Below are 26,044 nucleotides of genomic sequence, written 5' to 3'. Positions count from 1 at the left end.
AAAGAGGAAGACCACATGGCTTTCACCAACGATGAGGTCCTCGCGGGCCTCGCAGAGCTCATCACCGACGAGACCGGCATCAACGCCTCCGAGGTCGCCCTGGAAAAGTCGTTCACCGACGACCTCGACATCGACTCCATCTCGATGATGACGATCGTCGTCAACGCCGAAGAGAAGTTCGGTGTCACGATCCCCGACGACGAGGTCAAGAACCTCAAGACCGTCGGCGACGCCGTCAACTTCATCGTCGCGGGCCAGGAGTAATCCCGGCAGGATGCCACCCCCGCACCTCGCGGGGAGTGGCATCCTCCGCCTTGCCCTCTCACCCGTTCGACTTCGTTTCGACAAGGAACCACACCCCATGACCAAGCGCATCGTCGTCACCGGCATCGGCGCCACCTCCGCCATCGGCGGAACGGCCCCGGAGAACTGGACGAACCTGCTGGCCGGCATGTCCGGCACCCGCACGCTCGAACACGACTGGGTCCAGCAGTACGAGCTGCCCGTCACCTTCGCCGCCGAGGCGATCGTCCGCCCGGAAGAGGTTCTCCCCCGCCATGAGGCGAAGCGCCTCGACCCGTCCTCGCAGTTCGCCCTGATCGCAGCACGCGAGGCGTGGGCGGATGCGGGCACCCCCGAGGTCGCCCCCGAGCGCCTCGGTATCGACTTCGCCACCGGCATCGGCGGACTCTGGACTCTCCTCGACGCCTGGGACACGCTGCGCGAGAAGGGCCCCCGTCGGGTCATGCCGCTCACGGTCCCGATGCTCATGCCCAATGCGGCCGCCGGCAACCTCTCCCTGCAGTTCGAGGCCCGCGCCTACGCGCAGACCGTCGTCAGCGCGTGCGCCTCGAGCACCGAATCGATCATCCACGCATACCACCATCTGCAGGACGGCCTCGCCGACGTCGTGATCGCCGGCGGTACCGAATCCGCGATCCACCCGATCACGATGGCTTCCTTCGCTTCGGCGCAGGCGCTGTCGCGTCGGAACGACGACCCGGCCCACGCTTCCCGCCCCGGCGCGATCGACCGTGACGGCTTCGTCATGGGCGAGGGCGCCGCCGCGCTGATCCTCGAGACCGAAGAGCACGCCAAGGCTCGCGGCGCCAAGATCTACGGCTACGTTCTGGGCGGCGGAGTCACCGCCGACGCGTACCACATCACCGGCAACGATCCCGAGGGCAACGGCGCGGCCCGTGCCGTCACGCAGGCGCTCGAAGAGGCCGGCATCACCGCTGATCAGGTCACGCACATCAACGCGCACGCGACGTCCACTCCGGTCGGCGACCCCAACGAGTACGTCGCGCTCAAGAAGGTCTTCGGAGACCGGATCGATGAGATCCCCGTCTCCGCCACGAAGGCCTCCACGGGACACCTGCTCGGCGGCACCGGCGCACTGGAGGCCATCTTCTCGATCCTCGCGCTCCGTGACCGTGTCGCACCCCCGACGATCAACATGACCGAGCCGGACCCCGCCGTGCCGTTCCGCCTCTCGGGCGCACCCACGGCGCTCGGCGACGGTCCGCAGATCGCCATCAGCAACTCGTTCGGCTTCGGCGGACACAACGCGGTCCTCGTGGTCGCCAGCGCCGACTGACGCCACCGTGCAGCGAGAGGCCCTCCGGGATTCCGGAGGGCCTCTCTTCGCATATGCATGAGAATCCGACGGATGTCTGGCCTCCTCCTGGCGCTCGGTCATGCAGGCGTGCGCGGATCATGCACGTGTCGAGCGCACTTCGGCCCGGAAGACTCGGGACGGATCCGGGAAGAGCCCGGACGGATGTGGATGCCGCTCAGGCTGCGCGCAGTGTTCCGAGTCGCCGCGAACGAGCCTCACGCCATCGGGTGAGATACGGGAGGAACACCCCGATCAGCGGGCCGACCCCGAACGCGAAAAGCACCGTACCGACGCCCACAGGGCCTCCGAGGATGAAGCCGATCACCAGGACGCTGCCCTCGATCAGGGTGCGCACCACCCAGACGGCCCATCCGGTGCGCCGAACCAGACCGGTCATCAGCCCATCCCGCGGACCGGGACCGAAGTCCGCGGCGATGTAGAGGCCGGTCGCGAAGGCCAACAGCACCAGCCCGAAGACGAACATCGGAGCCCCGATCCAGACGGAGGGAGGCTGCGGGATCAGGAGCAGCGCGAGATCAGCGCTGGGCCCGACCAGAAGCGCGTTCAACACGGTTCCGAGGCCCACACGCTGACGCAGCGGGATCCACAGCAACAGGACGACGACCGAGACGATCACGGTCATGGCGCCGTAGCCGACACCCGTCTGGCCGGCCAGTCCGAGCGCTAGGACGTCCCACGGCGCCACCCCGATGCCGCCGCGCACCATGAACCCGAGCGCGACGCCGTAGAGGAACAGGCCGAACACGAGCTGTACGAGACGCTCGACGAGGTCCCTGCGGGAGGACGCCTGGATGGGGAGCAGCACGGCACGGAGGAGCATGATTCCACTCTGGCTCCCGCATACAGCGCGATGCCGAGGCCACTGGCGACAAGTGGCCTGCCGATACGAGTCCAGTTTGCGCCATGCTGGACTCATGGGATCACGACTCGTCGAACAGCTCGGGGCGCACAACGTGGCCGGTGCCGCCGCGAGCGTGCTGGCCGATCGCATCCGCGCCTTGGTCCTCGACGGCCGGTTGACCGTCGGCGAACGCCTGCCCAGCGAACGCGCCCTCGCGCGGGAGCTGCGTCGGTCTCGCTCGACCATCACCCGCGCCTACGGCCTGCTGGAGGATGACGGCTACGTCATCCGGCTGCACGGGGGCAGCACGCGCGTCGCCCTCCCCCACGATCACGCAGCCCCCGGCCTCGACGCTGACGACACGGCCATCGACCTCTCCATCGCCTCCATGGACTCCACCCCCGGGCTGTACGACGCCACCGTGCGGTCGCTCCCGCGGCTGGCCGCACTGCGCGGCACGAGCGGGTACTCGCTGCAAGGACTGCCGGAACTCCGAGACGCGGTCGCGCAGCGGTTCCGTGAGCGCGGAGCCCCGACATCGGCGGAGGAGATCATCATCACCTCCGGGGCGCTCAACGCGGTCAACCTGATCCTCACGGCGATCGGCCGACGGGGCGAGAGAGCGCTCGTCGAGCAACCGACCTTCCCCCACGCGCTCGAGGCTCTGCACCGCCACGGGTACCGACTGGTCCCCACCCCGGTCGACGTGGAGGGGTGGGATACACGGCACCTCAACGAGACGCTGCTCAACGCGCGTCCTCACGTCGCCTATCTGATCCCCGACTTCCACAACCCGACCGGGGCCACCCTGCCGGACGAGGACCGCCAGCGGATCGTGACGACCTCGCGCAACGTGGGCACGCATCTGATCGTCGACGAGACGACCACGGAGTTGGACATCGACCGAGGGTGGTCGCCCACGCCGATGTCCGCCAGCGGACCCAACGTCATCACCGTCGGATCGATGTCCAAGATCGCCTGGGGAGGAATGCGGATCGGGTGGATCCGTGCCGAACGCTCCGTCGTCGCGCGGCTGCTCGCGGTACGGCCTTCCTTCGAGCTCGGTACCGCACTGCTGGAGCAGTGCATCGCGATCGAGCTGCTCACGGAGATGCCCGCCCTCACCTCGCACGTGGGCCGACGTCTGCGCGCAGGACGCGCTGCCGTCGAAGCCGGCGTCGCCGGGATCGCCGGCTGGCACATGCCTCGCACACCGGGTGGGCTCTCGGCCTGGGTCGACATCGGCGGCCCGCTCTCCACTGCGCTGTCACTGGCCGCGCGTGAACGGCAGCTCATCCTGCCGCCGGGCCCACGTTTCACCACCGGTGGCGTCCTGGAACGACGGTTGCGTCTGCCCATCACCCTGCCGCCCGACCGCACCGCGGAGGCGATGACGCGGTTGGCCCTGGCCTGGGAAGACGTGCGCAAGGGCACCGCAGCCCGTGCCGACGAACTCGAGCACGCCGCCGTGATCTGATCCGGACGATGAGGACCCCGCCTCGTCTCCGGGGCGGGGTCCTCATCGTGCGGGGTGGGGATACGTCTTCTCAGCGTCCGGGATGATTCACCGGCATCCGATACTCACGCCTCCCCGCTCCCGGTCTCTGGAGTCGGGATTACCCGACCTTGTGAAGCCAGACGACCCTGGCGTCGTCGCTGGCGTGTCTGAAGGGCTCGAGCTCCTCGTCCCACGCGGACCCGAGGGCGATGTCGAGTTCGCGCTGCAGTTCCACCGCGCTGCCCGCGGCGATCTCCATCGCGTAGCGGATCCGGTCTTCACCGATGACGATGTTCCCGGCCGCATCGGTCTGTGCGTAGTGGATGCCGAGGTCGGGCGTGTGCAACCAGCGTCCGCCGTCGCTGCGCGGTGTCGGGTCCTCGGTGACCTCGAAGCGGAGGTGCTCCCAGCCGCGGATCGAGGTGGCGAGGGCAGCTCCGGTGCCGACCGGACCGTCCCAGTAGAACTCGGCTCGTCGCGCGCCGTTCAGCACGGGCTGCTCGGTCCAATCGAAGTTCACTGCACGCCCGATAGCGCGACCCACCGCCCATTCGAGGTGCGGGCAGAGCGCGCGAGGCGCAGAGTGGATGAACACCACTCCGCGTGCGTAAGCCGTCGCCATGATCTCTCCGTTTCATCAGGTGCGTCTTCCCCAACGACCTGAACCACGAAGTGGCGAGAATATGCGGTTGTGCGCCCATTCTCGCCGAGTTCGCCCGAAATCACAAGCATGTCATTCATGACGAAGGCCCCGGTCACCAGGACCGGGGCCTTCGGACCGCAGTCGGTCCGGAGTCTGACGAGATCAGGCCTCGCTCATGGCCTGCTTCACCTGCTGGCCCTTCGCGGCATAGTAGGCCGCGCGAGCGGCGTCCTTGCGAGCCTGCTCGGCGTACCCGAACTCGAGCGTCTCCTGGTCGACCTCGTAGTTGGGCACGTCGTCGGTGCCGTGGTACTTCTCGATGTAGGCGTCCAGCTCGGGGCCCGAGGTCCACGACGTGATGAGGCAGTAGCGCGGCTCGGTGCCGTTGTGCGTCGCCGCGTGCCACAGGCGCTGCGTGTCGACGATGAGCTGCGCGCCGGCCGGAAGCGCGATGCGGTACTCGATGCTCGGGTCCGTGCGGTTCTCGCGCAGGACGAAGTAGCTGTCCTTGTCATCGGTCAGGTTGAAGAACCCGCGCACGACCCAGCCGGTGCCGTCGGGGTTCAGACGGTTGTTGTCGTCCTGGTGGAGGTTGTAGAGGCAGTCGCCGTACGGGGTCGGCTGCAGCTCGATGACGCGGCAGCGTCCGACGTTGGCGCCCGGCTCCTGCGCACGACGCGTCAGGTTCGGGGCCTTCTCGGTCTGCGAGTCGATCCAGACGCCGTCCTTGTCGGTGCGCGGCGGCTTGTGGTTCCAGAAACCGTTGCACTCGATGTCACCGAAAGCGCTCGCGAGCGGAGCGAAGCGGGTGTCACCCGACGACTTCCAGTCGTTGTACTCGATGTCGAGCCACTCCTTGGGGTCGAGCTCCTGGTTGTAGCTGTCGAGGACGACGAATCCCTTGTCCTCGAGGGCAGCGGACTTGATGTAACCCATGATCGAGTCATGTTCCTTTCATCGGGGGCCAGCACGTTTTAACAGGCCCTGATAAGGCAAGCCTAACAGCGAGGCCTGCGCCCCCTTCGGAGGTCGGCCGTGCATAACCGAATAGACTGATCGGGGTGCCCGGCGAAGTCTCGGCACCCGTCGCTACGGGAGGACGAGACACCAGCATGAGCACCGCGACCAACGTCGAGGCGACAGCAGTCAACACGATCGAATGGCTCGCGGCGGACACGTCCACGATCGTGGTGCCGGTGTACCAGCGCCAGTACCGGTGGGACATCGGCGGCTGCGAACGGCTCCTCTCCGACATCCGTGCCGTCGCGCGCGAAGACGACGCACACCGCCACTTCCTGGGGTCGATCCTCTCCGCGCAGGACGGTGCTTCGAGGGAGTCCGACCTCATCCTCATCGACGGACAGCAGCGCATCACGACGCTCATGCTTCTCGTGGCGGCCCTGCACCATGCCATCCGCGACTCCGACCCCGTGCTGGCGTCGTCGCTCGAACGCGTCCTGGTCCGCTCCGATGAACCAGGACGCACGAAGCTGCGCCCCCACGACGCCTGGGCCGAGCTCTACGAATCCGTCGTGCTCGACCGTCGCGACGACGCGGATCGCGAGTCGCGCTTCGACGACAACTACGCGTTCTTCCGCAGCCAGATCCACGTGGATGAGGTCCCCCTGATCTGGCGCGGGCTGCAGCGGCTCGAGCACGTGTCGATCACTCTCGGCGCCCGAGCGAACGCGCAGCAGATCTTCGAGAGCCTGAACTCGACCGGCGAGCCTCTGCGCGATCACGAGCTCATCCACAACTACATCCTGATGGGCCTCAGCCACGCGGAGCAGGTCGACGTCGAAGCCCGCTTCTGGGTGCCGATCGAGCACCACACGGGAGAGGCGATCGGAGCGTTCTGGCGGCACTACCTCGTCCTCGTGACGGGGCGTGAGGTCGCAGCGAACGGCGAGCACGGCGTGTACAGCGCCTTCCGGCAGTCCTTCCCCCGCGTCGACGTCGCGCATCTCCAGGCCGACGCCGAGGAGTGGCGACACCATGCAGAGATCTACGGCGTCCTGCTCGACCCGACGCGCGAGCCGGATCCGGAGATCGCGCGGCAGCTGCGCCAGGTCACGACCTTCGGCCGCGCCTCCGCCCCGTTGGTGATGAGCGCCTACAGCGACCACCTCCGCGGTCTCATCGACCGCGCCGAACTCATCGAGACCCTGGAGTGGCTTCAGGCGCTGTATCTCCGTCGGGCACTGGTCAACCTGCCGTCCGAGCGTCTCATCGCGCGCCTCTGCCGCGCGCGCCGCGACGGCCGTGACGCGCTCGCACGCGCGTTCGCCCGCATCACTCCGTCGGACGAGCGAGTGAGCGCAGTTCTGAAGTACAGCGAACTCCCCCACCCCGCCTACGTCCTGGGGCGTGTGGAAGGCGTCGACGACCTCGACGCGTACGACATCGAGCACATCGTGCCGACCGTTCCGGGAGACGCCTGGTCCGGCGACGGTGAGCGCCCGTGGAGCGAATACACCGAGGATGAGCAGAACAGCCACCGGGCGCTCGCGCCGACCCTCGGCAATCTGACTCTTCTCGAGCAGCCGTTGGCGGAACGGGTGTTCGGTGCTTCCTTCCCGATCAAGCGTGTCGAGGCCTACGCCCGAAGCTCCGTGCCTGCGACGCGTGACCTCGCTGAGATCCCCTCCTGGGGCACGGCGGCCATCACCCAGCGCACCGTCGCCCTCACCTCCGAGCTGATCCGCATCTGGGCGCGCCCCGCCCTCCCGGAGATCGACGACGACGGACTCACACCGATCCTGGACGCCGTGCGGCGTCGCGGATGGCCCACCGGATGGGAGCGCGAGTTCGACTATGTCGAGTACCGCGGTGAGCGCTGGGAGGTCCCCGACGTCAAGTACCTGTTCAACCGGGTCTTCCGTCGCGCCTGGACCGACACGAGGGAGGCAGCCCTGGCTTATTGCGCGGCACACGGCGGACCGATCTACCGGGACATGGCGTGGAAGGGCCAGTGGGACCAGCTCGACGAGGGCCACTTCCTCTACATGGGCTGGGATTCCAATTACATGATGACCGCTGTGCAGGGCGTGCTCGAGGAGTCGGGCATCGCCTCAGAGGTCTTCGTCAAGTACTCCTACATCGGGAACGTGATGTGACCATGAGCACCACCGTCCGCCAGCTGCTCGACCTCACCATCGAGGACCACACCCTCACAGTCCCCCTGGTCTGGGACGACGCCTCCGACCCCCGCACGATCGAGGTGTTCGCCCGCGTGGTCTCCCGCGCCGGCGGGGAATCTCTCCCGTATCTGGTCTTCCTCCAGGGCGGTCCGGGCCATGAGGCGCCGCGTCCGTTCCATTCCTCGACCGCGCCCGCGTGGCTCGACGGCGCACTCGCGCACTATCGGGTGGTGCTCCTCGACCAGCGGGGTACCGGGCGCTCGACCCCGGTCGGAGATCACGACCTGGAGCGCGGTACGGACGCCGTGGCCGAGCACCTCACCCACCTGCGCGCGGATGCGATCGTGCGCGACTGCGAGGCCGTGCGCGAGCACCTGGGTGCCACCACCTGGAGCGTGCTCGGACAGTCGTTCGGCGGCTTCACCACCCTCGCGTATCTCTCCACCGACGCCTCTTCGCTCGACGACGTGTTCATCACCGGCGGCCTCAGCGCCGTCGGGCGCCACCCGGACGACGTGTATGCGCTCTGCTACGACAAGATGCGCGACGCCTCGGAGCGCTACTACCGCCGCTTCCCCGAGCATCGCGACGTGATGCGGCGCCTCGTCGAACGTGCGGATGCCGGAGACATCGTCCTGCCCGACGGAGAAGTCGTCTCACGCTCGCGGCTGCGGTCGCTGGGATCCGCTCTCGGCACCGACGACGGCTGGCAGACGGTGTGGTCGATTCTGGAACGCGACCCGTCCTCCAACGCCTTCCGGTACGACCTGATGCACGCGATGCCCTTCGACGGCCGCAACCCGCTCTACTTCGCCTTCCACGAGTCGAGCTACGCCGACGGACACGCCACGCGGTGGTCGGCTGAACGCACCGAGCCCTCCGACTTCCGCGACGACCCGACGCTGTTCACGGGCGAGCACATCCGTCGCGAGTGGACCGAGACGGTGCCCGCTTTCCAGCCGTGGCGCGATGTCACTCTCGCGCTCGCGGAGCACGAGTGGCCGAGCATCTACGATGCAGACGCGATCGCCTCATCGGGAGCGACGGGCGCCGCCGCGGTCTACGTCAACGACGTCTACGTCCCGATGGAGTTCTCCCTCGAGACGGCACGCCTGCTTCCCGACGTCACGCTGTGGGTGACGAGCGAACACGAGCACAACGGACTCCGCTCCGGGCCGGTACTGTCGCGCCTGATCGACCTGGCCCACGGGCGCCGTCTGCGCTGAGCGACTCCTCCCCCTCGGGGCGGATGCCCTCGTTCCCGCTGCCGTCTACCCTGGAGGGCATGGAAGAGGGTGTGGGCGTACTCGTCACGGTCGGCGTGCTGCTGCTCCTGCTTTCCGCCGTGATCGTCGCCATCGCGTTCGGCTTCTCGCGGATACCGATCGAGAAGAAGTACGAATCCGGCGGAGGGGGCCTCGGCGGCGCGTTCGATGCCGTCTGGTCGCCGTCTGCGCATGAGGCGGGTATCGAGCGCGACCGTCAGACGCAGCGGACGGCCCCGGCCCCAGCCCCGGGCGATCCTCCGGACACGATCGACGACGGCCGGATCCGGCTCGACATCTGACGACCGGATCCGACGCACACGGCCGGGCACGACGAAGGCCCCACGCTCCGAGGAGCATGGGGCCTTCGTCGTGGCAGTCGTTACTTGGACGAGCCGCCGAAGCCCTTGAAGCGCTGGTTGAACTTCTCGACGCGACCGGCCGAGTCCATGATGCGCTGCTTGCCCGTGTAGAACGGGTGCGATGCCGAGGAGATCTCGACGTCGATCACCGGGTACTCCACGCCGTCCAGCTCGATGGTCTTGTCGCTGGTGACGGTCGAACGGGTGAGGAACGTCTCGCCCGAGCCGAGGTCGCGGAACACGACTGCCTGGTAGTCGGGGTGAATGTCAGTCTTCATGGGATTCCTTAGTTGCTGCCCTGGATTGTGCCAGGGACGAGGGAAGTCTGCGGTGCAGAGAGCACCAAGGGTCGATTCTATCAGAAGCTGGTCACGCAGCTGCGCGGGCGGCGTAGCGGCCGTCTTCGCTGCTGAGCACGATGGGCATGCCGAACGCCTCGGTCAGGGTCTCGGCCGTGAGCGTCTCGCCGATGGGGCCCGCCGCGACGACGGAACCCTCACTGATCAGCATCACGTGCGTGAAGCCCACGGGGATCTCCTCCACATGGTGCGTGACCATGAGCATCGCCGGGGTGGTCGGGGACGACGCGTATCCGCTGAGCAGCGCCAGAAGCTCCTCCCGCGAACCGAGGTCGAGGGATGCCGTCGGCTCGTCGAGCAGCAGCAGCTCCGGGTCGGTCATCACCGCACGCGCGATCTGCACACGCTTCTGTTCTCCGTCGCTGAGAGTGCCGAAGGTGCGGTCGGCCAGGTGGTCGAGACGCCAGTCGCCGAGAACGCGGAGGGCACGACGCTCGTCGATGTCCTCGTAGTTCTCGTTCCAGCGGCCGAGCACCGAGTACGCAGCGGTGAGCACGGTGTTGAGGACCGTCTCGTCACGAGGGACACGCTTGGCCATCGCCGACGACGCGAATCCGATGCGCGGACGCACCTCGAACACGTCGGTGCGTCCCAGGGTCTCCCCGAGCACGGTCACGGTTCCCGACGTCGGGTGCATAAGCGTGTCGGCGAGCTGCAGCAGCGTCGTCTTGCCCGCGCCGTTCGGGCCGAGGATCACCCATCGCTGATCGTCGTCGACCTCCCAGGTCACGTGATCGATGATGTTGCGCCCCTCACGGCGCACGACGACGTCGGTGAATTCCAGAGCACTCGGCATGGTCCCAGCCTATCGGCTCAGGGCGTCAGCTCCGCGTAGAGCGCGCGCGTCGTCTCCGCGATCGATGCCCAGCTGAAGTCGCTGCGTGCACGCTCCCTCCCGGCCTCGCCGTAGGCCCGCGCCCGCTCCGGATCCATGGCCACTTCGGTGAGCACGGCGGCGAGATCGGCGACGAAGCGGTCCGGGTCGACCGGCGTGCCGGTACCGTCCTGCACCTGATCGATCGGCACGAGCCGTCCCGTGCGCCCATCCGCGACCACCTCGGGGATACCCCCGGTCGCGGTGCCGACGACGGCAGCTCCACAGGCCATCGCTTCGAGATTCACGATGCCCAGAGGCTCGTACACCGAGGGGCACACGAACGTCGTGGCGGCGGTGAGAATCGCGGAGAGTTCATCACGCGGCAGCATCCGCTCGATCCAGATCACTCCGTCGCGACTCTGTTGGAGCATCCGCACCCCCTCCTGCACCTCCGCCATGATCTCCGGGGTGTCCGGGGCCCCGGCGCACAGCACGAGCTGGACCTCAGGCGGGAGCAGCTGCGCGGCCCGGAGCAGATACGGCAACCCCTTCTGCCGAGTGATGCGCCCGACGAAGACGACGGACGGTCGCGAGGGATCCATCCCGATCGATCGCAGGAACGCCTCGTCCTGCACCGGCCGCCAGCGTTCGACATCGATGCCGTTGTGGATCACGCGCACTTTCGCGGGATCCACCTGGGGGTAGCTGCGCAGGATGTCCTCCCGCATGCCGGCGCTCACGGCGATCACGGCGGCGGCGTTCTCGTAGGCGAGGCGTTCGACGCCGCTGGAGATGGCGTAGCCCCCTCCGAGCTGTTCGGCCTTCCACGGGCGCAGGGGCTCGAGGCTGTGGGCGGTGAGCACGTGCGGGATGCCGTGCAGCTGAGAGGCGAGATGACCGGCGAAGTTCGCGTACCAGGTATGGCTGTGCACCAGGTCGGCGTCGGTGATCGCTGACACGATCTCGAGGTCCGTCCCCAGCGTCTGCAGCGCAGCGTTGGCATCAGCGAGCTCGACAGGCGTGCGATAGGCGAACGTACCCGCTTCTTCGCGCGGCTCGCCGAACGCACGCACCCGCACATCGACGTGCTCGCGGAGCGCAGCGACCAGTTCCGCGACGTGCACGCCGGCACCGCCGTAGACCGCGGGCGGGTACTCCTTCGTGATCATTTCGACTCGCATGTCTGAACGCTAGTACAGCAGCCGTGAACGCATCTATGGTGGAGCCATGTCCGCTCCAAAGAAGGTTTTCGGGATCATCCTCGCCGGCGGCGAGGGCAAGCGACTCATGCCTCTCACCGCGGATCGCGCGAAACCGGCGGTGCCGTTCGGCGGACAGTACAGACTCATCGATTTCGCGATCTCGAACCTCATCAATTCCGGTCTGCGACAGATCGTCGTGCTGACGCAGTACAAGTCCCACAGCCTCGATCGCCACATCTCTCAGACCTGGCGCATGTCGGCCCTCCTCGACTCCTACGTCACCTCGGTCCCCGCGCAGCAGCGCCTCGGCAAGCGCTGGTTCTCCGGCTCCGCCGACGCGATCCTGCAGAGCATGAACCTGATCAACGACGAGAAGCCCGACATCGTCGTGGTCATCGGCGCCGACCACGTGTACAGGATGGACTTCCGGCAGATGCTCGAGGCCCATGTCGCGTCCGGGGCGAAGGCGACTGTCGCGGGTATCCGCCAGCCGCTCGCCCTCGCCTCGCAGTTCGGCGTGATCGATGCGGACGCGGAGTCGGGAAGGATCAAGCAGTTCCTCGAGAAGCCGACCGACATCGCCGGTCTCGAGGACTCGCCGCACGAGGTGCTCGCCTCGATGGGCAACTACATCTTCGATGCCGATGCCCTCATCGCGGCCGTCGAGGCCGACGGTGAATCACCCACCTCGGGCCACGACATGGGCGGCGACATCGTCCCCTACTTCGTCGACCGGGGCGAGGCCGGGTACTACGACATGAAGCAGAACGAGGTTCCCGGTTCCTCCCCGCGTGACCGCTCGTACTGGCGCGATGTCGGAACCATCGACTCCTTCTTCGACGCGCACCGTGACCTGATCTCGACGCTGCCCGTGTTCAACCTCTACAACATGGAGTGGCCCATCCACTCGCAGGCGGTCAACTCGCCTCCGGCGAAGTTCGTGCGCGACTCCGTCGGGCGGATCGGCAACGCGATCGACTCGATCGTGTCGCTCGGCTCCGTGCTCTCGGGGACCCATCTCGAACGCAGCGTCGTCGGACCGTGGACGCTCGCCGGTGGCGGGTCGACCATCACCGACTCGGTCGTGTTCGATCACGTCCAGGTGGGTCAAGGAGCCCGCGTGCATCGTGCGATCCTCGACAAGAACGTGGTGCTGGCCGACGGGGCGACGGTGGGCGTGGATCGGGAGCGCGACCTCGCTCGTGGCTTCACGGTGACGGAATCAGGCATCACGGTGGTCGGCAAGGGCGTCTTCATCGAACGCTGAAGACGTCACGCGGCGCGTCGACCCACCGGGTGATGGATAGGCTCGACGAGTGACTGCTGCACGCTTCCTCGTCGTCCTCGATGCCGATTCCACCCTCATCCGCAACGAGGTGATCGAACTGCTCGCCGACGAGGCCGGACGGCGCGACGAGGTGCAGGCTGCTACGGAGGCGGCGATGCGCGGCGAGGTCGACTTCGCGACGAGCCTGCGTTCCCGGGTCGCCGCGCTGAAGGGCGTTCCGGTGTCGGCATTCGATCGTGTGCGCGCGCGGATCGAACCCACCCCGGGCGTGCGCGAACTCACCGCCGCCGTCCGCGCCCGCGGCGGTGTCGTCGGCGTCGTCTCCGGAGGCTTCCACGAGATCCTCGACGTGGTGGCGCCTGACCTGGGCGTGGACCGCTGGCGGGCGAACCGGCTCGAGGTGGTCGACGGCTCGCTGTCCGGTCACGTCGACGGAGACATCGTCGACGGGGCGGCGAAGGCGCGCTCCCTCCAGGAGTGGGCGGCCGATCTCGGGGTCGCGCCACACGCCACGATCGCGATCGGTGACGGTGCCAACGACCTGGCGATGATGGCCGTCGCCGGGCTCGGTCTGGCCTTCAACGCGAAGCCCGCGGTCCGTGAGGCGGCGAGCCTCGTGATCGGCCCGCAGGACCTTTCCGAGGTCATCGCGCTGCTTCCGTAGGAGAACTCCTGGCGATTGTCCGAACCCGCCACTAGCGTCGGCTCATGGACATCATCCTCATTCCCGGACTCTGGCTCGACGCATCCAGCTGGGACGACGTGATCCCGGCGCTGGAGGAGGCAGGTCATCGGGTGCACCCGCTCAGCATGCCCGGACTCGGCGAAGACGCATCCGTCTCCTCCGAGATCGGCATCGCCGAGTGGATCGCTGCCGCCGCCTCCGCCGTCGATGCCGTCGACGGCGACGTCGTGGTCGTCGGGCACAGCGGCGGCGGCAATGTCGCCTGGGGTGTCGCAGATGCTCGCCCCGACCGGGTGCGCCGCGTGATCTTCGTCGACACGGCGCCGCCCGCGGACGGACACGGGATCAGCGAGTTCGACGTCGTCGACGGGGTCGTGCCGTTCCCGGGATGGGATCACTTCCCCGACGAAGACGTCAACGACCTCGATGAGGCCACGCGCGCACGGACCGCACCGCTCACGCACAGCGTCCCTGCACGGGTGCCGACGGACGGCATCGCGCTCCGCGATCCGGCGCGCTACCGTGTGCCGGTGACCCTGCTGATGGGCGACCTCGATCAGTCCGCGTTCGAGAAGGTGATCGAGCAGTGGGGCCCGTTCGCCGACGAGTTCCACGCGATCGAGTCAGCCGAAGTCGTCCGCATCGGATCCGGCCACTGGCCGCAGTTCTCCGTGCCGGAGCGGCTGAGCGCGCTCCTCAACGCCGCGATCGCGCGGTGATGCTCGCGGAATCCGTCAGTGCCCCATCCCGAGACCGCCGTCGACGGGGATGACCGCACCGGAGATGTAACCGGCATCGTCGCCGGCGAGCCAGGTCACCACACCGGCGACCTCGTCCGGCGTGGCGAAACGGGCAGCCGGGATGTTCGCCTTGTACTGCTTCTGCGTCTCCTCCGTGAGCTCCGCGGTCATGTCGGTCTCGATGAACCCGGGAGCGACGACGTTCGCCGTGATGCCGCGAGCACCGAGCTCGCGCGTGATCGAGCGGGCGAAGCCGACCAGTGCGCTCTTGGAGGCGGAGTAGTTGACCTGCCCCGCGGAGCCGTACAGACCCACGACGCTGGAGATCAGGATGATCCGGCCGAAGCGAGCCCGAAGCATCCCCTTCGAGGCGCGCTTGACCACGCGGAACGTCCCGCCCAGGTTGGTGGCCACGACGCTGTCGAAGTCGTCCTCGCTCATGCGCAGCAACAACGTGTCCTTCGTGATCCCCGCGTTCGCGACGACGATCTCGATCGGACCGAGCTGCTGCTCCACCTCGGTGAACGCGGCGTCGATCGCTGCGGCGTCGGTCACGTCCGCACGGACCGTGAGGGTGCCTTCAGGGCCCTCGCCGCTGCGCGCGGTGACGGCGACGCGGTATCCCTCGCGCACGAAGCGCTCCGCGATCGCGCGGCCGATGCCGCGATTGCCGCCGGTGACGAGGACGACGCGCTCAGCGCTCATGGGGACACTCCTGATCTGGGCCGGTGGCGCGGGGTTCCGGGCCGTCATCGATCCTACCGATGTTGCCGACGCCGGCCGCGGCACCGCGTTGACAGACACTCTGCATGCTGGGAATCTGAAATCGACGAAAGGCTTCCTCGTGAGCGACAACCGCACCCCCTCTCCCGGAGACGAGACGCCGGTCAGCCCGCCGCCACCGCCCGCTCCGCCCGCACCGTCCGCGCCGCCGCCGCAGCTGGGGTACGCCCCGCCCGCGCAGCCGGGATACGGCGTCGCTCCGTCGCAACCCGGATGGGGAGCGGCACCCGTCCAGCCCGGTTACAGCCCTCCTTCGGCGCCCGTGTACCCCGTCGTCGTGTCGCGCCCCACCAGCCCGCTGGCGGTCACCTCGTTGGTCTGCGGCCTCGCCGGCATCGTGCTCTTCTGGGCGGTCATCCCGCTCCTGGCATCCGTCGCGGCGGTCATCACCGGTCACATGGCTCTCGGACAGACCAAGCGCAATCCGGGAATCGGTGGCCGGGGAATGGCGATCGCCGGACTGATCCTCGGCTATGCGGTGGTGGGCGTGGGCGTGTTCATCCTGGTCAGCACGATCATCAGCTTCCTGTTCCTCGGGGCTTTCAGCCTGCCGTTCATCTTCGCCGGCTGAGTCCCCGAAGGGCATCCGAGGGGTCTGCATCGGCGTAGGCTGGATGCATCGTGAAGAACGCGCGTCAAGTCCCGGCCGTCACCTCACTGCCGCAGTCTCCGCGGGATGAGGCAGACCATCGTGTGCGCCGCTATGCCTTGACGATGACGATCCGCATCGTGTGCTTCGGGCTCATGGTGCTGGTCCAGCCGTACGGGTGGTACACCTGGGTCTTCGGTATCTCCGCCGCTGTCCTGCCCTACATCGCCGTGGTGTTCGCGAACGCCGGGAGCGACAGCACCGAGACCACCGCGGAATCCCCCCTGCGGGAGATCGATGCCCCGCGGCCCACGCCGCTCGACTCCGAACCGTCGGCTCCGCAGATCTTCACGATCCACGAAGGCCCCAAAGAACCATGAACGACTTCGAGTGCTCGCGTGCCGGTTGCCGGAGCGCGGCGACCCGTCAGGTGGTGTGGCGCAATCCCCGTATCCATGCCGCTGATCGCGAGAAGATCTGGTTGGCGTGCGATGCACATGTCGATTTCCTCCGCGACTACCTGGCGGCGCGCGACTTCCCGGTGACCGTTCGTGATGGGGTTCCCGCATGAGCCGGCGCCTGACCCGCTGGACCGTGTACGTGCTCATCGCGATCGGCTTCGCGATCGCTTGCGTCTTCCTCTCGAACTGGCAGTTCGAGAGGAACGAGACGCGCGCCGCGCAGATCGAGCTCGTCGAGCAGAACTACGACGCGGCTCCCGTCCCGCTGTCCGCGGTGATCGGCGAGGACGGTGCGCTCGATCCCGACGACGAGTGGCGGCCCGTCACGCTGCAGGGTGAGTATCTGGCCGATCAGGAGCTGCTGGTGCGCAACCGTCCGCACGGCGGGACGAGCGCCTTCGAGGTCTTGGTCCCGTTCCGTGACGCCGATGGGCGCATCTTCATCGTGGACCGCGGCTGGGTGCCTCCGGGCGAGGGCGCTGAGCCGGACTCGGTGCCGTCACCACCGGACGGAGAGGTCGAGGTGACCGTGCGTCTGCGCCCGGGCGAGCAGCTTCCCGCCTCGGGACGTGGCGCGCCCGAGGGGCAGGTGCCCACGATCAACCTGCCCTCGATCGCCGAGCAGGTCGACGGCGAAGTGATCACGGGGGCCTATGGTCGGGTGATCAGCGAAGATCCCGCAGGATCCGGGTCTCTGGGAGGCTTCGACTCCCCCACCGATGACCCTGGCCCGCACCTGTCGTACGCGATCCAGTGGATCCTGTTCGCCCTCATGGGATTCATCTTCATCGGGTACATCATCCGCACGGAGATCGTGAAACACCGGGAAGAGGTCGAAGGTGTTTCTGCGCCCGTGAAGAGTCCGCGTCGCCGTGATCACGACGCCGATGTCGAGGATGAGCTGCTCGACGTGCGGTGACCCCGGGGCGGGTGCTCAGTCCACCCAGGGCATCGGCCGCTCCGGCAGACGCGCGCTGTCATCCGGAAAGTGCGGCAACTCCTCGCCGCCGGCGCGGAGACAGAGCCAGCGCAGCTCCCCCGGGCTGTCCGGTCGCGCTCGCCAGGTGCGGGCGACGCCCTGACCGACGCGGATCACGGTTCCGGGTCCGACCTCGACGACGTCGTCGTCGAGACCCATCTGACCGCGCCCACCGAGGAACACGTACACCTCTTCGATCTTCCTGTGCACGTGCCAGTACCCGGCCTCCTCACCCGGTTCGAGCGCGTTCGCCGTCATCCCGATGTACTGCATGGTCAGCTCGTGATCCACGACCCTTCGGCCGTCGCGCGCCCGGGCGGCGTCAAAACCTCCGTGGTGGGCACGCCACTCGTCGAGCGCCCCGATCTCGACCACCTGATAGTCGCTCATGCCTGCTCCTCGATGCTCCAACCGGCGTCGGTACGGTCATAGACGATTCGTGTGTGGTGCCGGTCGGGCGCACCCTGCCAGAACTCGACACGGGTCGCGAGGAGCCTCCAGAGGACCCACTCCCCGGGCGCCACACCGGCACGGGCCTCGGCCGAACGCGCCGCGAGGTCGGCTGCGCTCTCCTCGACGGATGCCTCTTGAATCCGTCCGCGGACACGCACGGCACGCAGGACGGGCTGCCACCAGAAGTTCAGCGCGGCCACCGGGTGCGCGTCGAGCTGGGCGGCCTTGCGCGAGGAGCGGGAACTCGCGAAGGCCCATCCGCGCTCATCCACGTCTTTAAGGATCAGCGTCCGAGCGTCGGGTATGCCGTCGAGGTCGAGCGTCGCCAGGGTCATCGCGTGCGGCTCCGGCACTCCCGTCGCGGCCGCCGTCGTGATCCACTTCCGGAAGAGCGGTACCGGGTCATCGGGACGTTCGACGGCTTCACCCGGAGGTACTGCTCCCGTGAGCGAGGGCTGCACGCGCAACCACGCACTCATCTCGGAAGGACGGGATCGCTGCTCAGTCGGCATGCTCCCGACTATGCCATGAGTCGCCGAGTGGATCCGTCATCGACCTGCACAGCAGGGTGAGGGCGGTCAGGCGAGCTCGATGAGGTCCTGGTACTCCTGGCTCCAGATGTCCTCGACACCATCGGGCAGGATGAGCACGCGCTCGGGGTTGAGCGACTGCACGGCGCCGGGGTCGTGCGAGACGAGGACCACCGCGCCCTCGTAGTGCGCGAGCGCTCCGAGGATCTCCTCACGTGAGGCGGGGTCGAGGTTGTTGGTCGGCTCATCGAGCAGCAGCAGGTTGGCGGACGACACGACGAGCGTCGCGAGGGACAGGCGGGTCTTCTCCCCACCGGAGAGCACCCCCGCCGGCTTGAGCACATCGTCCCCGGTGAACAGGAAGGAGCCGAGCACCTTGCGCGCTTCGGTCTCGGTGATGTGGGGCGCAGCAGACACCATGTTCTCGAGCACCGAGCGGCTGACGTCGAGATTCTCGTGCTCCTGCGCGTAGTACCCGACCTTCAGTCCGTGACCGGGCTCGAGCTGGCCGGTGTCGGGCTGATCGACGCCTGCGAGCATCCGCAGCAGCGTGGTCTTTCCAGCACCGTTGAGGCCGAGCACGACGACCTTGGACCCGCGGTCGATCGCGAGGTCGACATCGGTGAAGATCTCGAGCGAACCGTAGGACTTCGAGAGGCCGCTCGCCATCATCGGGGTCTTGCCGCACGGTGCCGGCTTCGGGAAGCGCAGCTTGGCGACCCGGTCCTCCTGACGGACCTCGTCGAGACCGGCGAGCAGCTTCTCGGCGCGGGCGATCATCTGGTGGGCGGCCGCGGCCTTCGAGGCCTTCGCGCCGAAACGGGCGGCCTGCAGCTGCAGCGTCGTCGCCTTCTTCTCGGCGTTCGCGCGCTCCTTCTTGCGACGCTCCTCATCCGCCACCCGCTGACGCAGGTAGTTCTTCCAGTTCATGTTGTAGGTGTCGATGATCTGGCGGTTCGCGTCGAGGTAGAACACCCGGTTCACGGTCTCGCCGACCAGTTCGACATCGTGGCTGATCACGATCAGACCACCCTTGTAGCCCTTGAGGAACTCTCGCAGCCACACGACGCTGTCCGCGTCGAGGTGGTTGGTCGGTTCGTCGAGGATCATCGTCTGCGCGTCCGAGAAGAGAATGCGCGCGAGCTCGATGCGACGACGCTGCCCACCGGAAAGCGTCGACAGCGGCTGGTCGAGGATGCGGTCGGGAAGGGAGAGGTTGTTGGCGATCGAAGCCGCCTCCGCCTCCGCCGCATAGCCACCCTGACCCTCGAACTGCTCGGTCAGACGCGCGTAGCGCTTCATCGCCTTGTCGGCCACGGCCGGATCATCCGATCCCATCGCGAGTGCCGCCTCGGTCATCCCGAGGTTCAGCTGGCCGAGACCACGAGCGTCGAGGATGCGGGTGCGCGCGAGGTCTTCAGGGTTGCCCGAACGGGGGTCCTGCGGCAGGTAGCCGAGCTCGCCCGAGCGGGTCACACTGCCGCCGGACGGCAGGACGTCACCGGCGAGCACTTTGGTGAGCGTCGTCTTCCCGGCCCCGTTGCGGCCGACGAGTCCGATCTTGTCTCCGTCGGCGACACGGAACGAGACGTTCTCCATCAGCAGGCGCGCGCCAACGCGGATCTCGAGGTCGTGCACGGCAAGCACAGCAGACGTCCGTTCTTTCGGGGAGGGTGGTCGGCCGATCGGCCAGCCTCCCAGTATATGCGTCGTAGCCGGGGGCCTCGCTCAGCAAGATCAATCCGGAGAGTGACGCAGGCGATACCGCGGAGGGATGCCCACCGCCGCACCCGCCGCATAACGTGCTCGAGTGGACATCCTCAACGAGCTCATCATGCAGGCCATCGCCTCCCCCTGGCTGTACGTGGTCCTCTTCGCGGTCACGGTCATCGATGGCTTCTTCCCGCCCGTGCCCAGTGAGACCGTGCTCGTCGCCGCGGCGGCCGTCACCGCGTCGACGGGCGAGGGGAATCTCCTGCTCCTCGGTGTGGTCGCGGCGGTCGGTGCCGCGATCGGCGACAACCTCGCTTTCCTGATCGGGCGGGCGATCGGCACCACACGCTTCGCCTGGATGCGGCGCCCCCGGGTCGCCGCCACCTTCGCCTACGCCCAGCATGCACTCGACCGACGCAGCGCCACTCTGATCCTCGGCGCCCGCTACATCCCGGTGGGGCGCGTCGCCGTCAACATGTCCGCCGGCGCTCTCGGCTTCCCCTGGCGGCGGTTCCTCCCGTTGAGCCTGATCGCCGGCACCAGCTGGAGTGTGTTCAGCCTCGCGATCGGCCTGCTCGCCGGTGCCTGGATCAAGGATCAGCCGCTGCTCAGCGGCGGCCTCGGGATCGTCATCGCCCTCGTCGTCGGGCTCGTGATCGACCGGATCGCCGCAGCCCGTCGCCGCCGCGCCCCGGCCGCGCAACTGGCAGGATGACAGTCATGGCACGCCGACGCGAGCGCACACCTTTGCGCCAACGCATCAGCCGCCGCACCGCCGCCCTCGTGGCCTTGGGTGCGGCGGCCGCGGCGCTGTACGCCGTCCTGGTGTCGCTGCAGACCGTGTTGTACGGAACACCGCTGCCCCTGTCGTTCATCCTCGGTGCCGCTCTGTGCGCTTCGCCGCTGCTCGCACTCTCCCGCCCGGCATTGGCCATCGGCCTCTTCACGGCGGCCGCCCTCACCCTGCCCCTCACGGTCGTCACCGAGATCGCAGTCGAGTCCCCGTGGCCGTGGTCCGTCCCCGCACTCCTGACGTTCGTGCTCTTCGTGGGCGTCGTCACCTTCGTCCACGGCGGACGACTCGGCGCGTTCGCCCTGCTCCTCGGTGCGATCGCGTCGCTTCTCGCGCCGGTCATCCGCCCCGACCTGGTGGCGCGGCCGGAGTCCTCGGCGAGTGCCACAGCCGACCTCATCGTCACGACGGCGGTCGCCGCCGCGATGTTCCTCATCGCGGCTCTGGTCGCCGGTCGCGTCCGGGTCGCCGCCGAGCTGACGCGCGAGAAGGAGCACAGCGCGCTCGAGGAAGCCAGGCGCGCCCTCGTCGAGGAGCGCACCCGGATCGCCCGCGAGCTGCATGACGTCGTCGCGCACAGCATGTCGGTGATCCAGGTCCAGGCGTCGACCGCGCGGTACCGCATCCCCGAGTTGGGCGACGTGGCGACGGCCGAGTTCGACGACATCGCCGCGACCGCGCGCAGCTCGCTCACCGAGATGCGACGGATGCTCGGTGTCCTCCGAACCGAGGATCAGGGTGCCGAGCTGGCCCCCCAGCAGGGCATCGACGACATCCCTGCCCTGGTCGACAGCATCCGGCGCGCCGGTGTCGAGGTCGGCCTCGTGCTCGAAGGCGGAGACACGACGAACGCCGAACCCGCCGTGCAGATCGCCGCGTTCCGTATCGTCCAGGAAGCACTGAGCAATGCGGTCCGCCACGCGCCCGGCGCAAGGATCGCGGTGCGGTTGCACGCGGACGCTCGCGCCGTCCACATCCGTGTGCACAACGCCGCGCCGCCGCACCGTCCTGATGGTCACGGAGGCGGCTACGGCCTGCGTGGCATGCGGGAACGCGCCGAGATCCTCGGCGGGAGCCTCTCCGCCGGCCCCGCGGAGGACGGCGGGTGGGATGTCGACGCCGTCCTTCCCGTCGCCCCCGGTAGCACCGCCTCTTCCCTCGACAAGGAGAATCCGTGACGATCAGCGTGCTCATCGCCGACGACCAGGCCATGGTCCGCGCCGGATTCGCCGCGCTCCTCGATGCCCACGAGGGGATCCGGGTGGCCGGACAGGCATCGACCGGGGACGAGGCCGTCACCCTCGCAGCACGTCTCGATCCCGACGTGATCCTGATGGACGTGCGCATGCCCGAGCTCGACGGGATCGAGGCGACCCGACGCATCCTCGGCCCGTCGTACCCGGCCGCGCATGTCCCCCGGATCCTCATGCTCACCACCTTCGACATCGACGACTACGTATACGACGCGCTCGAGGCCGGGGCGAGCGGATTCCTGCTCAAGGACGCGTTGCCCGAAGAGCTCGTCCACGCCGTGCGGGTCGTCGCCGGCGGAGACGCCCTCCTCGCACCGAGCGTGACGCGGCGGATGATCGAGCAGTTCGCCGGCCGCCGCCCCCGCGCGCCACGCTCCGCGACCGCGCTCGCAGAACTCACCGATCGTGAACGCGAGGTGCTCGTCCTGATCGGCAGGGGCCGCTCGAACACCGAGATCGCCGCCGACCTCTTCATCGCCGAGCAGACGGTGAAGACACACGTCGGCAAGGTGCTCGCGAAGCTGAACCTGCGCGATCGCGTGCACGCCGTGATCCTGGCGTACGACACCGGTCTGGTCGAGCCGTCGTCCTGACTCACCCCCTCGTAGGGGGTCGCAACGGCACCCGGGGGTGATGCCGCTGCGGTCACCGCATCCATAGTCTCCTGGGACACCGCTCCCGAGGAGGACTCATGGCCATCGTCCAGACGCCGCACGCCGCCGTTTCCGCGCGTCCCCGGCGCCCAGCCCGCGACACCGGGATCGACTTCGTCCGGGCGCTCTGCGTGCTGGGCGTGGTGCTCCTGCATTCGATCATGGTGGGGGTCACGGTCGCCGACCAGGGCCCTGTCTTCACCAATGCCAGCGACGGCACCGCGTGGATCGCGCCGCTCAGCTGGTTGCTCCAGGTGATGCCTCTCTTCTTCGTGATCGGCGGCTTCTCCGGACTCCTCGCCTACCGGCGGACTCGGGAGCGCGGAGGCACGGCGATCGGATTCATCGCGGGTCGACTGCACCGCCTGCTGCGGCCCGCCGTCTTCACGATCGCGGCCGTCGGGGTGGGTCTGGCACTGCTCACGGTCGCCGGGGTCCCTGCCGACCTCATCGCGACCGCGGGATTCCGCTACGGCCAACCCCTGTGGTTCCTCGGCGTGTTCCTGCTCTGCCAGACCCTGCTCCCGCTGCTCGCCTCGGCGCACGAGGGGGCTCCGCATCGTACGATCACCGTGCTGGCCGCGGCGGCGATCGCCGTCGATGTGCTGCGCGCCGTGACCGGACTGGAAGGGCTCGGCTTCCTGAACCTCGCCTTCGTCTGGATGGCCCTGCAGCAACTCGGCTTCTTCCTCGCCGACGGACGCATCGACGCGCTCCGCAGGCGCACACGGGCGGCAGCCGGATTCGGTGCGTTGCTGGTGCTCGTCGCCACGTTCGCGTCCGGCCTCTACTCCTCCAACCTGATCGCGAACATCAATCCGCCGACCGGAGCGCTCCTCCTCGTGGGTGTCGCGCACACGAGCCTGCTGTCCTTGCACCGCGAGCGGCTCGAACGTTTCAGCCGGCGACCCCGCGTCGCAGCCTTCACCGGATTCGTGACCGTCCGCACCATGACGATCTACCTCTGGCACATGCCCGTGCTGCTCGTGATGGCGGGCGTCACCGCGGTCTCTGCGATGGCCGTCGGGGACACCCTTCCCGCACTCGACAGCGCGGGCTGGTGGGCCGGCCGTCCGCTCTGGCTCGTCACCGCCCTGGCACTCACCGCACTCGCCGCCGTCGCGTTCACTCGATTCGAGGCACAGCCCGCGCCGCAGGCGACGGCTTCGCGACCGCGGCTGGTGGTCGGTGTCCTGAGCGGTCTGATCGGCATCGTGCTGCTCCTGGTGCTCGGCACCTCGGTGGCCACCGCGCTGATCGCCGTCGCACTGCTCCTCAGCGCTCTCCGCCTCTGCTCGCAGGAGAAGACCTCGCCGTCACCGGTAACGGGTGTCCTCGTCCCGGCCTAGAGGTCAACCGATACCCCGGGCCGCCAGCGCGTCACCGACCTCGTCCGCATGACGCAGGGCCAGCACGAGCAGCGGGACGACCGTGCGCACCCCCAACCGCACGCCACGGGCGCGCTCCGCCTCCCGGAGGCGCTCGAGGAACCCGGCCATCACCGGGATCGTCGTGAGGGTGAGTGAGACGGTGAGGGCCGCGGCATCGGGATCCACCCCGAAACGGTGGAGCGGCCGCAGGAAGCGACGGAGCACAGCGAGGAGGTCGGACACTCGCGTCGTGAGCGTCAAGAGACTCGCAAGGAGGAGCACGGCGACGACTCGCCCCGTGTTGACCCAGGCGGCAGAAGGCGAGACGAAGACCGCCAGAGCGACGCCGAGCACGACGACGAGCCAGCGCAGACGCCAGATCTCGACGAACGGCACCCGGAGCGGGAGACCGCCGATGGCGTACAGCGCCAGCACGAGGGTCAGAGAGACGGCGATGCTGAGCGGGTCATGCGGGTACAGCGACAGGACGAGGGATCCGAGCGCCAGGGCCGCCAGCTTGAACGTGACACGAGCCCGATGGAGGATGCCGTGCGCGGGAATGTACAGTGCGATCATGCGCACGCCCGACGGTAGGCCTCGATCACCGTCGCCGGCTCACCCACGGTACTGACCCGCCCCTCCTCGAACAGCACGACCGCCTCGCAGCGCGCGGCCAGTTCGAGATCGTGCGTCACGACCACCACCTGGGATGGCTGCGCGAGCAGGAGATCGCCGATGCGGCGCGCGTTGCGGAGATCGAGGAGAGTCGTCGGCTCATCGGCCACGATCAACTCAGGCTCGGTGATGAGCACGGAAGCGAGCGCGAGCATCTGCTTCTGTCCGCCGGACAGACTCGACGCCGGGACATCGGCGTGGCCCGCCAGACCATGCGCGTCGAGCGCCTCGCGCACCAGCGCGTCCGCCTCTGCTTTCGGACGCCCGCGCACCGAGAGCGCGAGATCTTCAGCCGGTGTCGGCATGAGGATCTGCGCGTCGGGATTGGTGAACACGAACCCCACACGCCTGCGGAGGTCCGCCCGATCCCGCTGCGGATCGATCCCGTGTACCGACACGTGACCGCGGCTCGGTGCCACCAGCCCGTTCAGAAGCCGCACGAACGTCGACTTCCCCGACCCGTTCGCTCCGATCACGGCGATCGTGGGGGCGCTCAGCTCCAGCGTGACGTCCTCGAGCACGGAGCGACCATCGAACTCCACCGACACCCCGTCGACCGCGATCACACCGTGTGCGACCTGGGTTCGTCCTGCCATCGTCATCGCTTCCTCCGCTGCCGCGCCAGTAAACCTGAACAGTGTTCACCTGAACGCCGTTCACTATAATGGGCGCATGACCCCCGACCCCAATCCGGCCCGACACGATCGAGACAGCGTCGCCCGCAACGCGCTCGAACTCCTGGATGAGGTCGGGCTCGCGGACCTCTCGATGCGGCGCATCGCCGGTCGGCTCGACGTCCAGCCGAGTGCCCTGTACTGGCACTTCGCGAGCAAACAGGAGCTGCTCGCCGAACTCGCCGATCGCATCACGGCGTCGATCCCCCTCCACGGCACCGACGTCTTGGAGACCGCACGCGGGATCCGCGACGCCCTGTTCGCCTATCGCGACGGCGCGGAACTGGTGCTCAGCACCTATGCCCTGCAGCTCGGCTCATCGCACGCCCAGTCTGCGCTGACACAGGCGCTGCGGGCCCAGGGAGCGATCGATGCCGACGAGCGTGGTGCCGCCCTCCTGCACTTCGTCCTCGGGCACGCCACCCTCGTCCAGCAGAGAATGCACGCCGACAGTCACGGAGCACTGCTCCCCACCCCGGAGCCCGATGTCACGGCCGGGCTCGACCGGGTCTTCGACCTCGGTGTCCGCGCCCTCGCCGGCGAACTCAGCGCGCGGGCGACTCCGACGCCTCCCCGAGGCTGAGTCCGGGATCCTCGGCTACCACAGTGAGCGGTGCCGCCCCGTGGAGCGACGAC

At 68.2% G+C, this 26,044-nt stretch carries 30 protein-coding genes; 18 read left to right on the top strand and 12 right to left on the bottom strand.

The window, feature by feature from the left end; all coding sequences use genetic code 11:
* The first annotated feature begins 15 nt into the window (after positions 1-15).
* Both KV397_RS07375 and KV397_RS07370 read left to right on the top strand, forming a co-directional pair.
* The gene (locus KV397_RS07375) at positions 16-264 is read left to right on the top strand and encodes an acyl carrier protein (RefSeq protein WP_017202249.1); all 249 of its coding nucleotides are present in this window, start codon (positions 16-18) and stop codon (positions 262-264) included.
* Between the two features lie 97 nt (positions 265-361).
* Positions 362-1,600 (top strand): beta-ketoacyl-[acyl-carrier-protein] synthase family protein, encoded by a 1,239-nt coding sequence (locus KV397_RS07370; RefSeq protein WP_131491155.1) that lies wholly within the window; start codon positions 362-364, stop codon positions 1,598-1,600.
* 196 nt (positions 1,601-1,796) lie between these two features.
* Here KV397_RS07370 and yczE read toward each other — a convergent pair whose 3' ends face one another.
* Positions 1,797-2,462 (bottom strand): membrane protein YczE, encoded by a 666-nt coding sequence (gene yczE, locus KV397_RS07365; protein ID WP_261812544.1) that lies wholly within the window; start codon positions 2,460-2,462, stop codon positions 1,797-1,799.
* 94 nt (positions 2,463-2,556) lie between these two features.
* Here yczE and yczR point away from each other — a divergent pair, with 94 nt between their 5' ends.
* Complete coding sequence (yczR, locus tag KV397_RS07360; protein WP_261812543.1) at positions 2,557-3,960, top strand: MocR-like transcription factor YczR; 1,404 nt, start codon at positions 2,557-2,559, stop codon at positions 3,958-3,960.
* 139 nt (positions 3,961-4,099) lie between these two features.
* Here yczR and KV397_RS07355 read toward each other — a convergent pair whose 3' ends face one another.
* Together KV397_RS07355 and KV397_RS07350 are read right to left on the bottom strand one after the other, a co-directional pair.
* Positions 4,100-4,603 (bottom strand): DUF3145 domain-containing protein, encoded by a 504-nt coding sequence (locus KV397_RS07355; RefSeq protein ID WP_028501717.1) that lies wholly within the window; start codon positions 4,601-4,603, stop codon positions 4,100-4,102.
* Positions 4,604-4,786: 183 nt separating this feature from the next.
* Positions 4,787-5,560 (bottom strand): hypothetical protein, encoded by a 774-nt coding sequence (locus tag KV397_RS07350; RefSeq protein WP_047520053.1) that lies wholly within the window; start codon positions 5,558-5,560, stop codon positions 4,787-4,789.
* Positions 5,561-5,736: 176 nt separating this feature from the next.
* Here KV397_RS07350 and KV397_RS07345 point away from each other — a divergent pair, with 176 nt between their 5' ends.
* From KV397_RS07345 to KV397_RS07335, 3 genes are read left to right on the top strand one after another with little or no spacing between them, the layout of a single operon-like run.
* Complete coding sequence (locus tag KV397_RS07345; RefSeq protein WP_261812542.1) at positions 5,737-7,740, top strand: DUF262 domain-containing protein; 2,004 nt, start codon at positions 5,737-5,739, stop codon at positions 7,738-7,740.
* Complete coding sequence (locus KV397_RS07340; protein ID WP_232761756.1) at positions 7,737-8,990, top strand: alpha/beta fold hydrolase; 1,254 nt, start codon at positions 7,737-7,739, stop codon at positions 8,988-8,990. Before KV397_RS07345 ends, KV397_RS07340 begins: the two co-directional genes overlap by 4 nt.
* Before the next feature lie 59 nt (positions 8,991-9,049).
* Positions 9,050-9,331, top strand: a complete 282-nt coding sequence (locus tag KV397_RS07335; RefSeq protein WP_248540516.1) for a hypothetical protein — start codon at positions 9,050-9,052, stop codon at positions 9,329-9,331.
* Positions 9,332-9,411: 80 nt separating this feature from the next.
* Here the strand turns inward: KV397_RS07335 and KV397_RS07330 are convergent, their stop codons facing one another.
* The 3 genes from KV397_RS07330 to glgA all read right to left on the bottom strand — a co-directional run bounded on the left by KV397_RS07330 (position 9,412) and on the right by glgA (position 11,748).
* Positions 9,412-9,669, bottom strand: coding sequence for a type B 50S ribosomal protein L31 (locus KV397_RS07330; RefSeq protein ID WP_047520045.1), 258 nt, complete (start codon positions 9,667-9,669; stop codon positions 9,412-9,414).
* Between the two features lie 91 nt (positions 9,670-9,760).
* The gene (locus tag KV397_RS07325) at positions 9,761-10,546 is read right to left on the bottom strand and encodes an ABC transporter ATP-binding protein (protein ID WP_261812541.1); all 786 of its coding nucleotides are present in this window, start codon (positions 10,544-10,546) and stop codon (positions 9,761-9,763) included.
* Between the two features lie 17 nt (positions 10,547-10,563).
* Positions 10,564-11,748: a glycogen synthase gene (glgA, locus tag KV397_RS07320; protein ID WP_131491160.1), complete on the bottom strand. Its 1,185-nt coding sequence runs from the start codon at positions 11,746-11,748 to the stop codon at positions 10,564-10,566.
* Between the two features lie 46 nt (positions 11,749-11,794).
* Between glgA and KV397_RS07315 the strand changes: the two genes are divergently transcribed.
* The 3 genes from KV397_RS07315 to KV397_RS07305 are packed head-to-tail and all read left to right on the top strand — an operon-like array spanning position 11,795 to position 14,461.
* Positions 11,795-13,036 (top strand): glucose-1-phosphate adenylyltransferase, encoded by a 1,242-nt coding sequence (locus tag KV397_RS07315; RefSeq protein ID WP_131491161.1) that lies wholly within the window; start codon positions 11,795-11,797, stop codon positions 13,034-13,036.
* Positions 13,037-13,085: 49 nt separating this feature from the next.
* Positions 13,086-13,721 carry a phosphoserine phosphatase SerB gene (serB, locus tag KV397_RS07310; protein WP_261812540.1) on the top strand — a complete coding sequence of 212 codons (636 nt, stop codon included), beginning with the start codon at positions 13,086-13,088 and terminating at the stop codon, positions 13,719-13,721.
* 44 nt (positions 13,722-13,765) lie between these two features.
* Entirely contained in the window at positions 13,766-14,461 is a 696-nt protein-coding gene (locus tag KV397_RS07305) for an alpha/beta fold hydrolase (protein ID WP_261812539.1), read from the top strand.
* Positions 14,462-14,476: 15 nt separating this feature from the next.
* Here KV397_RS07305 and KV397_RS07300 read toward each other — a convergent pair whose 3' ends face one another.
* Complete coding sequence (locus KV397_RS07300; protein ID WP_261812538.1) at positions 14,477-15,187, bottom strand: beta-ketoacyl-ACP reductase; 711 nt, start codon at positions 15,185-15,187, stop codon at positions 14,477-14,479.
* Positions 15,188-15,326: 139 nt separating this feature from the next.
* Here KV397_RS07300 and KV397_RS07295 point away from each other — a divergent pair, with 139 nt between their 5' ends.
* From KV397_RS07295 to KV397_RS07280, 4 genes are read left to right on the top strand one after another with little or no spacing between them, the layout of a single operon-like run.
* On the top strand, positions 15,327-15,836 hold the full coding sequence (locus KV397_RS07295; RefSeq protein WP_261812537.1) for a DUF4190 domain-containing protein: 510 nt from the start codon (positions 15,327-15,329) through the stop codon (positions 15,834-15,836).
* Positions 15,837-15,886: 50 nt separating this feature from the next.
* Positions 15,887-16,234 (top strand): DUF3099 domain-containing protein, encoded by a 348-nt coding sequence (locus tag KV397_RS07290; protein ID WP_047520031.1) that lies wholly within the window; start codon positions 15,887-15,889, stop codon positions 16,232-16,234.
* Positions 16,231-16,425 (top strand): hypothetical protein, encoded by a 195-nt coding sequence (locus KV397_RS07285; protein ID WP_047520029.1) that lies wholly within the window; start codon positions 16,231-16,233, stop codon positions 16,423-16,425. Before KV397_RS07290 ends, KV397_RS07285 begins: the two co-directional genes overlap by 4 nt.
* Positions 16,422-17,234 carry an SURF1 family cytochrome oxidase biogenesis protein gene (locus KV397_RS07280; RefSeq protein ID WP_261812536.1) on the top strand — a complete coding sequence of 271 codons (813 nt, stop codon included), beginning with the start codon at positions 16,422-16,424 and terminating at the stop codon, positions 17,232-17,234. The genes KV397_RS07285 and KV397_RS07280 overlap by 4 nt, the downstream gene beginning before the upstream one ends.
* A 15-nt stretch (positions 17,235-17,249) precedes the next feature.
* Here KV397_RS07280 and KV397_RS07275 read toward each other — a convergent pair whose 3' ends face one another.
* The 3 genes from KV397_RS07275 to KV397_RS07265 all read right to left on the bottom strand — a co-directional run bounded on the left by KV397_RS07275 (position 17,250) and on the right by KV397_RS07265 (position 19,924).
* Positions 17,250-17,684: a cupin domain-containing protein gene (locus KV397_RS07275; RefSeq protein WP_261812535.1), complete on the bottom strand. Its 435-nt coding sequence runs from the start codon at positions 17,682-17,684 to the stop codon at positions 17,250-17,252.
* A complete protein-coding gene (locus KV397_RS07270; RefSeq protein ID WP_261812534.1) occupies positions 17,681-18,259 on the bottom strand; it encodes a pyridoxine/pyridoxamine 5'-phosphate oxidase in 579 nt (192 codons plus the stop codon). The genes KV397_RS07275 and KV397_RS07270 overlap by 4 nt, the downstream gene beginning before the upstream one ends.
* Before the next feature lie 66 nt (positions 18,260-18,325).
* Positions 18,326-19,924, bottom strand: coding sequence for an ABC-F family ATP-binding cassette domain-containing protein (locus KV397_RS07265; RefSeq protein ID WP_047520019.1), 1,599 nt, complete (start codon positions 19,922-19,924; stop codon positions 18,326-18,328).
* A 163-nt stretch (positions 19,925-20,087) separates the two neighbouring features.
* Between KV397_RS07265 and KV397_RS07260 the strand changes: the two genes are divergently transcribed.
* The 4 genes from KV397_RS07260 (at position 20,088) to KV397_RS07245 (ending at position 24,038) form a co-directional block, all read left to right on the top strand.
* Positions 20,088-20,705: a DedA family protein gene (locus KV397_RS07260; RefSeq protein WP_153244211.1), complete on the top strand. Its 618-nt coding sequence runs from the start codon at positions 20,088-20,090 to the stop codon at positions 20,703-20,705.
* Positions 20,706-20,710: 5 nt separating this feature from the next.
* Positions 20,711-21,961, top strand: coding sequence for a sensor histidine kinase (locus KV397_RS07255; RefSeq protein ID WP_261812533.1), 1,251 nt, complete (start codon positions 20,711-20,713; stop codon positions 21,959-21,961).
* Positions 21,958-22,629, top strand: coding sequence for a response regulator (locus tag KV397_RS07250; RefSeq protein WP_131491169.1), 672 nt, complete (start codon positions 21,958-21,960; stop codon positions 22,627-22,629). The genes KV397_RS07255 and KV397_RS07250 overlap by 4 nt, the downstream gene beginning before the upstream one ends.
* 98 nt (positions 22,630-22,727) lie before the next feature.
* Positions 22,728-24,038: an acyltransferase family protein gene (locus KV397_RS07245; protein WP_261812532.1), complete on the top strand. Its 1,311-nt coding sequence runs from the start codon at positions 22,728-22,730 to the stop codon at positions 24,036-24,038.
* A gap of 3 nt (positions 24,039-24,041) precedes the next feature.
* Here the strand turns inward: KV397_RS07245 and KV397_RS07240 are convergent, their stop codons facing one another.
* Together KV397_RS07240 and KV397_RS07235 are read right to left on the bottom strand one after the other, a co-directional pair.
* Entirely contained in the window at positions 24,042-24,635 is a 594-nt protein-coding gene (locus tag KV397_RS07240; RefSeq protein WP_131491171.1) for a CbiQ family ECF transporter T component, read from the bottom strand.
* The gene (locus KV397_RS07235) at positions 24,632-25,330 is read right to left on the bottom strand and encodes an energy-coupling factor ABC transporter ATP-binding protein (protein ID WP_131491172.1); all 699 of its coding nucleotides are present in this window, start codon (positions 25,328-25,330) and stop codon (positions 24,632-24,634) included. The genes KV397_RS07240 and KV397_RS07235 overlap by 4 nt, the downstream gene beginning before the upstream one ends.
* A 76-nt stretch (positions 25,331-25,406) precedes the next feature.
* Here KV397_RS07235 and KV397_RS07230 point away from each other — a divergent pair, with 76 nt between their 5' ends.
* Positions 25,407-25,991, top strand: coding sequence for a TetR family transcriptional regulator (locus KV397_RS07230; protein WP_052193278.1), 585 nt, complete (start codon positions 25,407-25,409; stop codon positions 25,989-25,991).
* The last annotated feature ends 53 nt before the right edge of the window (positions 25,992-26,044 follow it).

Origin of the sequence: Microbacterium aurugineum, from assembly GCF_023101205.1 — a bacterium.
GTDB classification, from domain to species: Bacteria; Actinomycetota; Actinomycetes; order Actinomycetales; family Microbacteriaceae; genus Microbacterium; species Microbacterium aurugineum.
This window is presented reverse-complemented; position numbering and strand designations above follow the sequence as displayed.

What these genes read in the sequence shown, in the direction of transcription:
- KV397_RS07375 (WP_017202249.1), top strand. Translation starts at nt 16, where the DNA reads ATGGCTTTCACCAACGATGAGGTCCTCGCGGGCCTCGCAGAGCTCATC.
- KV397_RS07370 (WP_131491155.1), top strand. Translation starts at nt 362, where the DNA reads ATGACCAAGCGCATCGTCGTCACCGGCATCGGCGCCACCTCCGCCATC.
- yczE (WP_261812544.1), bottom strand. Translation starts at nt 2,462, where the DNA reads ATGCTCCTCCGTGCCGTGCTGCTCCCCATCCAGGCGTCCTCCCGCAGG.
- yczR (WP_261812543.1), top strand. Translation starts at nt 2,557, where the DNA reads ATGGGATCACGACTCGTCGAACAGCTCGGGGCGCACAACGTGGCCGGT.
- KV397_RS07355 (WP_028501717.1), bottom strand. Translation starts at nt 4,603, where the DNA reads ATGGCGACGGCTTACGCACGCGGAGTGGTGTTCATCCACTCTGCGCCT.
- KV397_RS07350 (WP_047520053.1), bottom strand. Translation starts at nt 5,560, where the DNA reads ATGGGTTACATCAAGTCCGCTGCCCTCGAGGACAAGGGATTCGTCGTC.
- KV397_RS07345 (WP_261812542.1), top strand. Translation starts at nt 5,737, where the DNA reads ATGAGCACCGCGACCAACGTCGAGGCGACAGCAGTCAACACGATCGAA.
- KV397_RS07335 (WP_248540516.1), top strand. Translation starts at nt 9,050, where the DNA reads ATGGAAGAGGGTGTGGGCGTACTCGTCACGGTCGGCGTGCTGCTGCTC.
- KV397_RS07330 (WP_047520045.1), bottom strand. Translation starts at nt 9,669, where the DNA reads ATGAAGACTGACATTCACCCCGACTACCAGGCAGTCGTGTTCCGCGAC.
- KV397_RS07325 (WP_261812541.1), bottom strand. Translation starts at nt 10,546, where the DNA reads ATGCCGAGTGCTCTGGAATTCACCGACGTCGTCGTGCGCCGTGAGGGG.
- glgA (WP_131491160.1), bottom strand. Translation starts at nt 11,748, where the DNA reads ATGCGAGTCGAAATGATCACGAAGGAGTACCCGCCCGCGGTCTACGGC.
- KV397_RS07315 (WP_131491161.1), top strand. Translation starts at nt 11,795, where the DNA reads ATGTCCGCTCCAAAGAAGGTTTTCGGGATCATCCTCGCCGGCGGCGAG.
- KV397_RS07305 (WP_261812539.1), top strand. Translation starts at nt 13,766, where the DNA reads ATGGACATCATCCTCATTCCCGGACTCTGGCTCGACGCATCCAGCTGG.
- KV397_RS07300 (WP_261812538.1), bottom strand. Translation starts at nt 15,187, where the DNA reads ATGAGCGCTGAGCGCGTCGTCCTCGTCACCGGCGGCAATCGCGGCATC.
- KV397_RS07285 (WP_047520029.1), top strand. Translation starts at nt 16,231, where the DNA reads ATGAACGACTTCGAGTGCTCGCGTGCCGGTTGCCGGAGCGCGGCGACC.
- KV397_RS07280 (WP_261812536.1), top strand. Translation starts at nt 16,422, where the DNA reads ATGAGCCGGCGCCTGACCCGCTGGACCGTGTACGTGCTCATCGCGATC.
- KV397_RS07275 (WP_261812535.1), bottom strand. Translation starts at nt 17,684, where the DNA reads ATGAGCGACTATCAGGTGGTCGAGATCGGGGCGCTCGACGAGTGGCGT.
- KV397_RS07270 (WP_261812534.1), bottom strand. Translation starts at nt 18,259, where the DNA reads ATGCCGACTGAGCAGCGATCCCGTCCTTCCGAGATGAGTGCGTGGTTG.
- KV397_RS07255 (WP_261812533.1), top strand. Translation starts at nt 20,711, where the DNA reads ATGGCACGCCGACGCGAGCGCACACCTTTGCGCCAACGCATCAGCCGC.
- KV397_RS07245 (WP_261812532.1), top strand. Translation starts at nt 22,728, where the DNA reads ATGGCCATCGTCCAGACGCCGCACGCCGCCGTTTCCGCGCGTCCCCGG.
- KV397_RS07240 (WP_131491171.1), bottom strand. Translation starts at nt 24,635, where the DNA reads ATGATCGCACTGTACATTCCCGCGCACGGCATCCTCCATCGGGCTCGT.
- KV397_RS07235 (WP_131491172.1), bottom strand. Translation starts at nt 25,330, where the DNA reads ATGGCAGGACGAACCCAGGTCGCACACGGTGTGATCGCGGTCGACGGG.
- KV397_RS07230 (WP_052193278.1), top strand. Translation starts at nt 25,407, where the DNA reads ATGACCCCCGACCCCAATCCGGCCCGACACGATCGAGACAGCGTCGCC.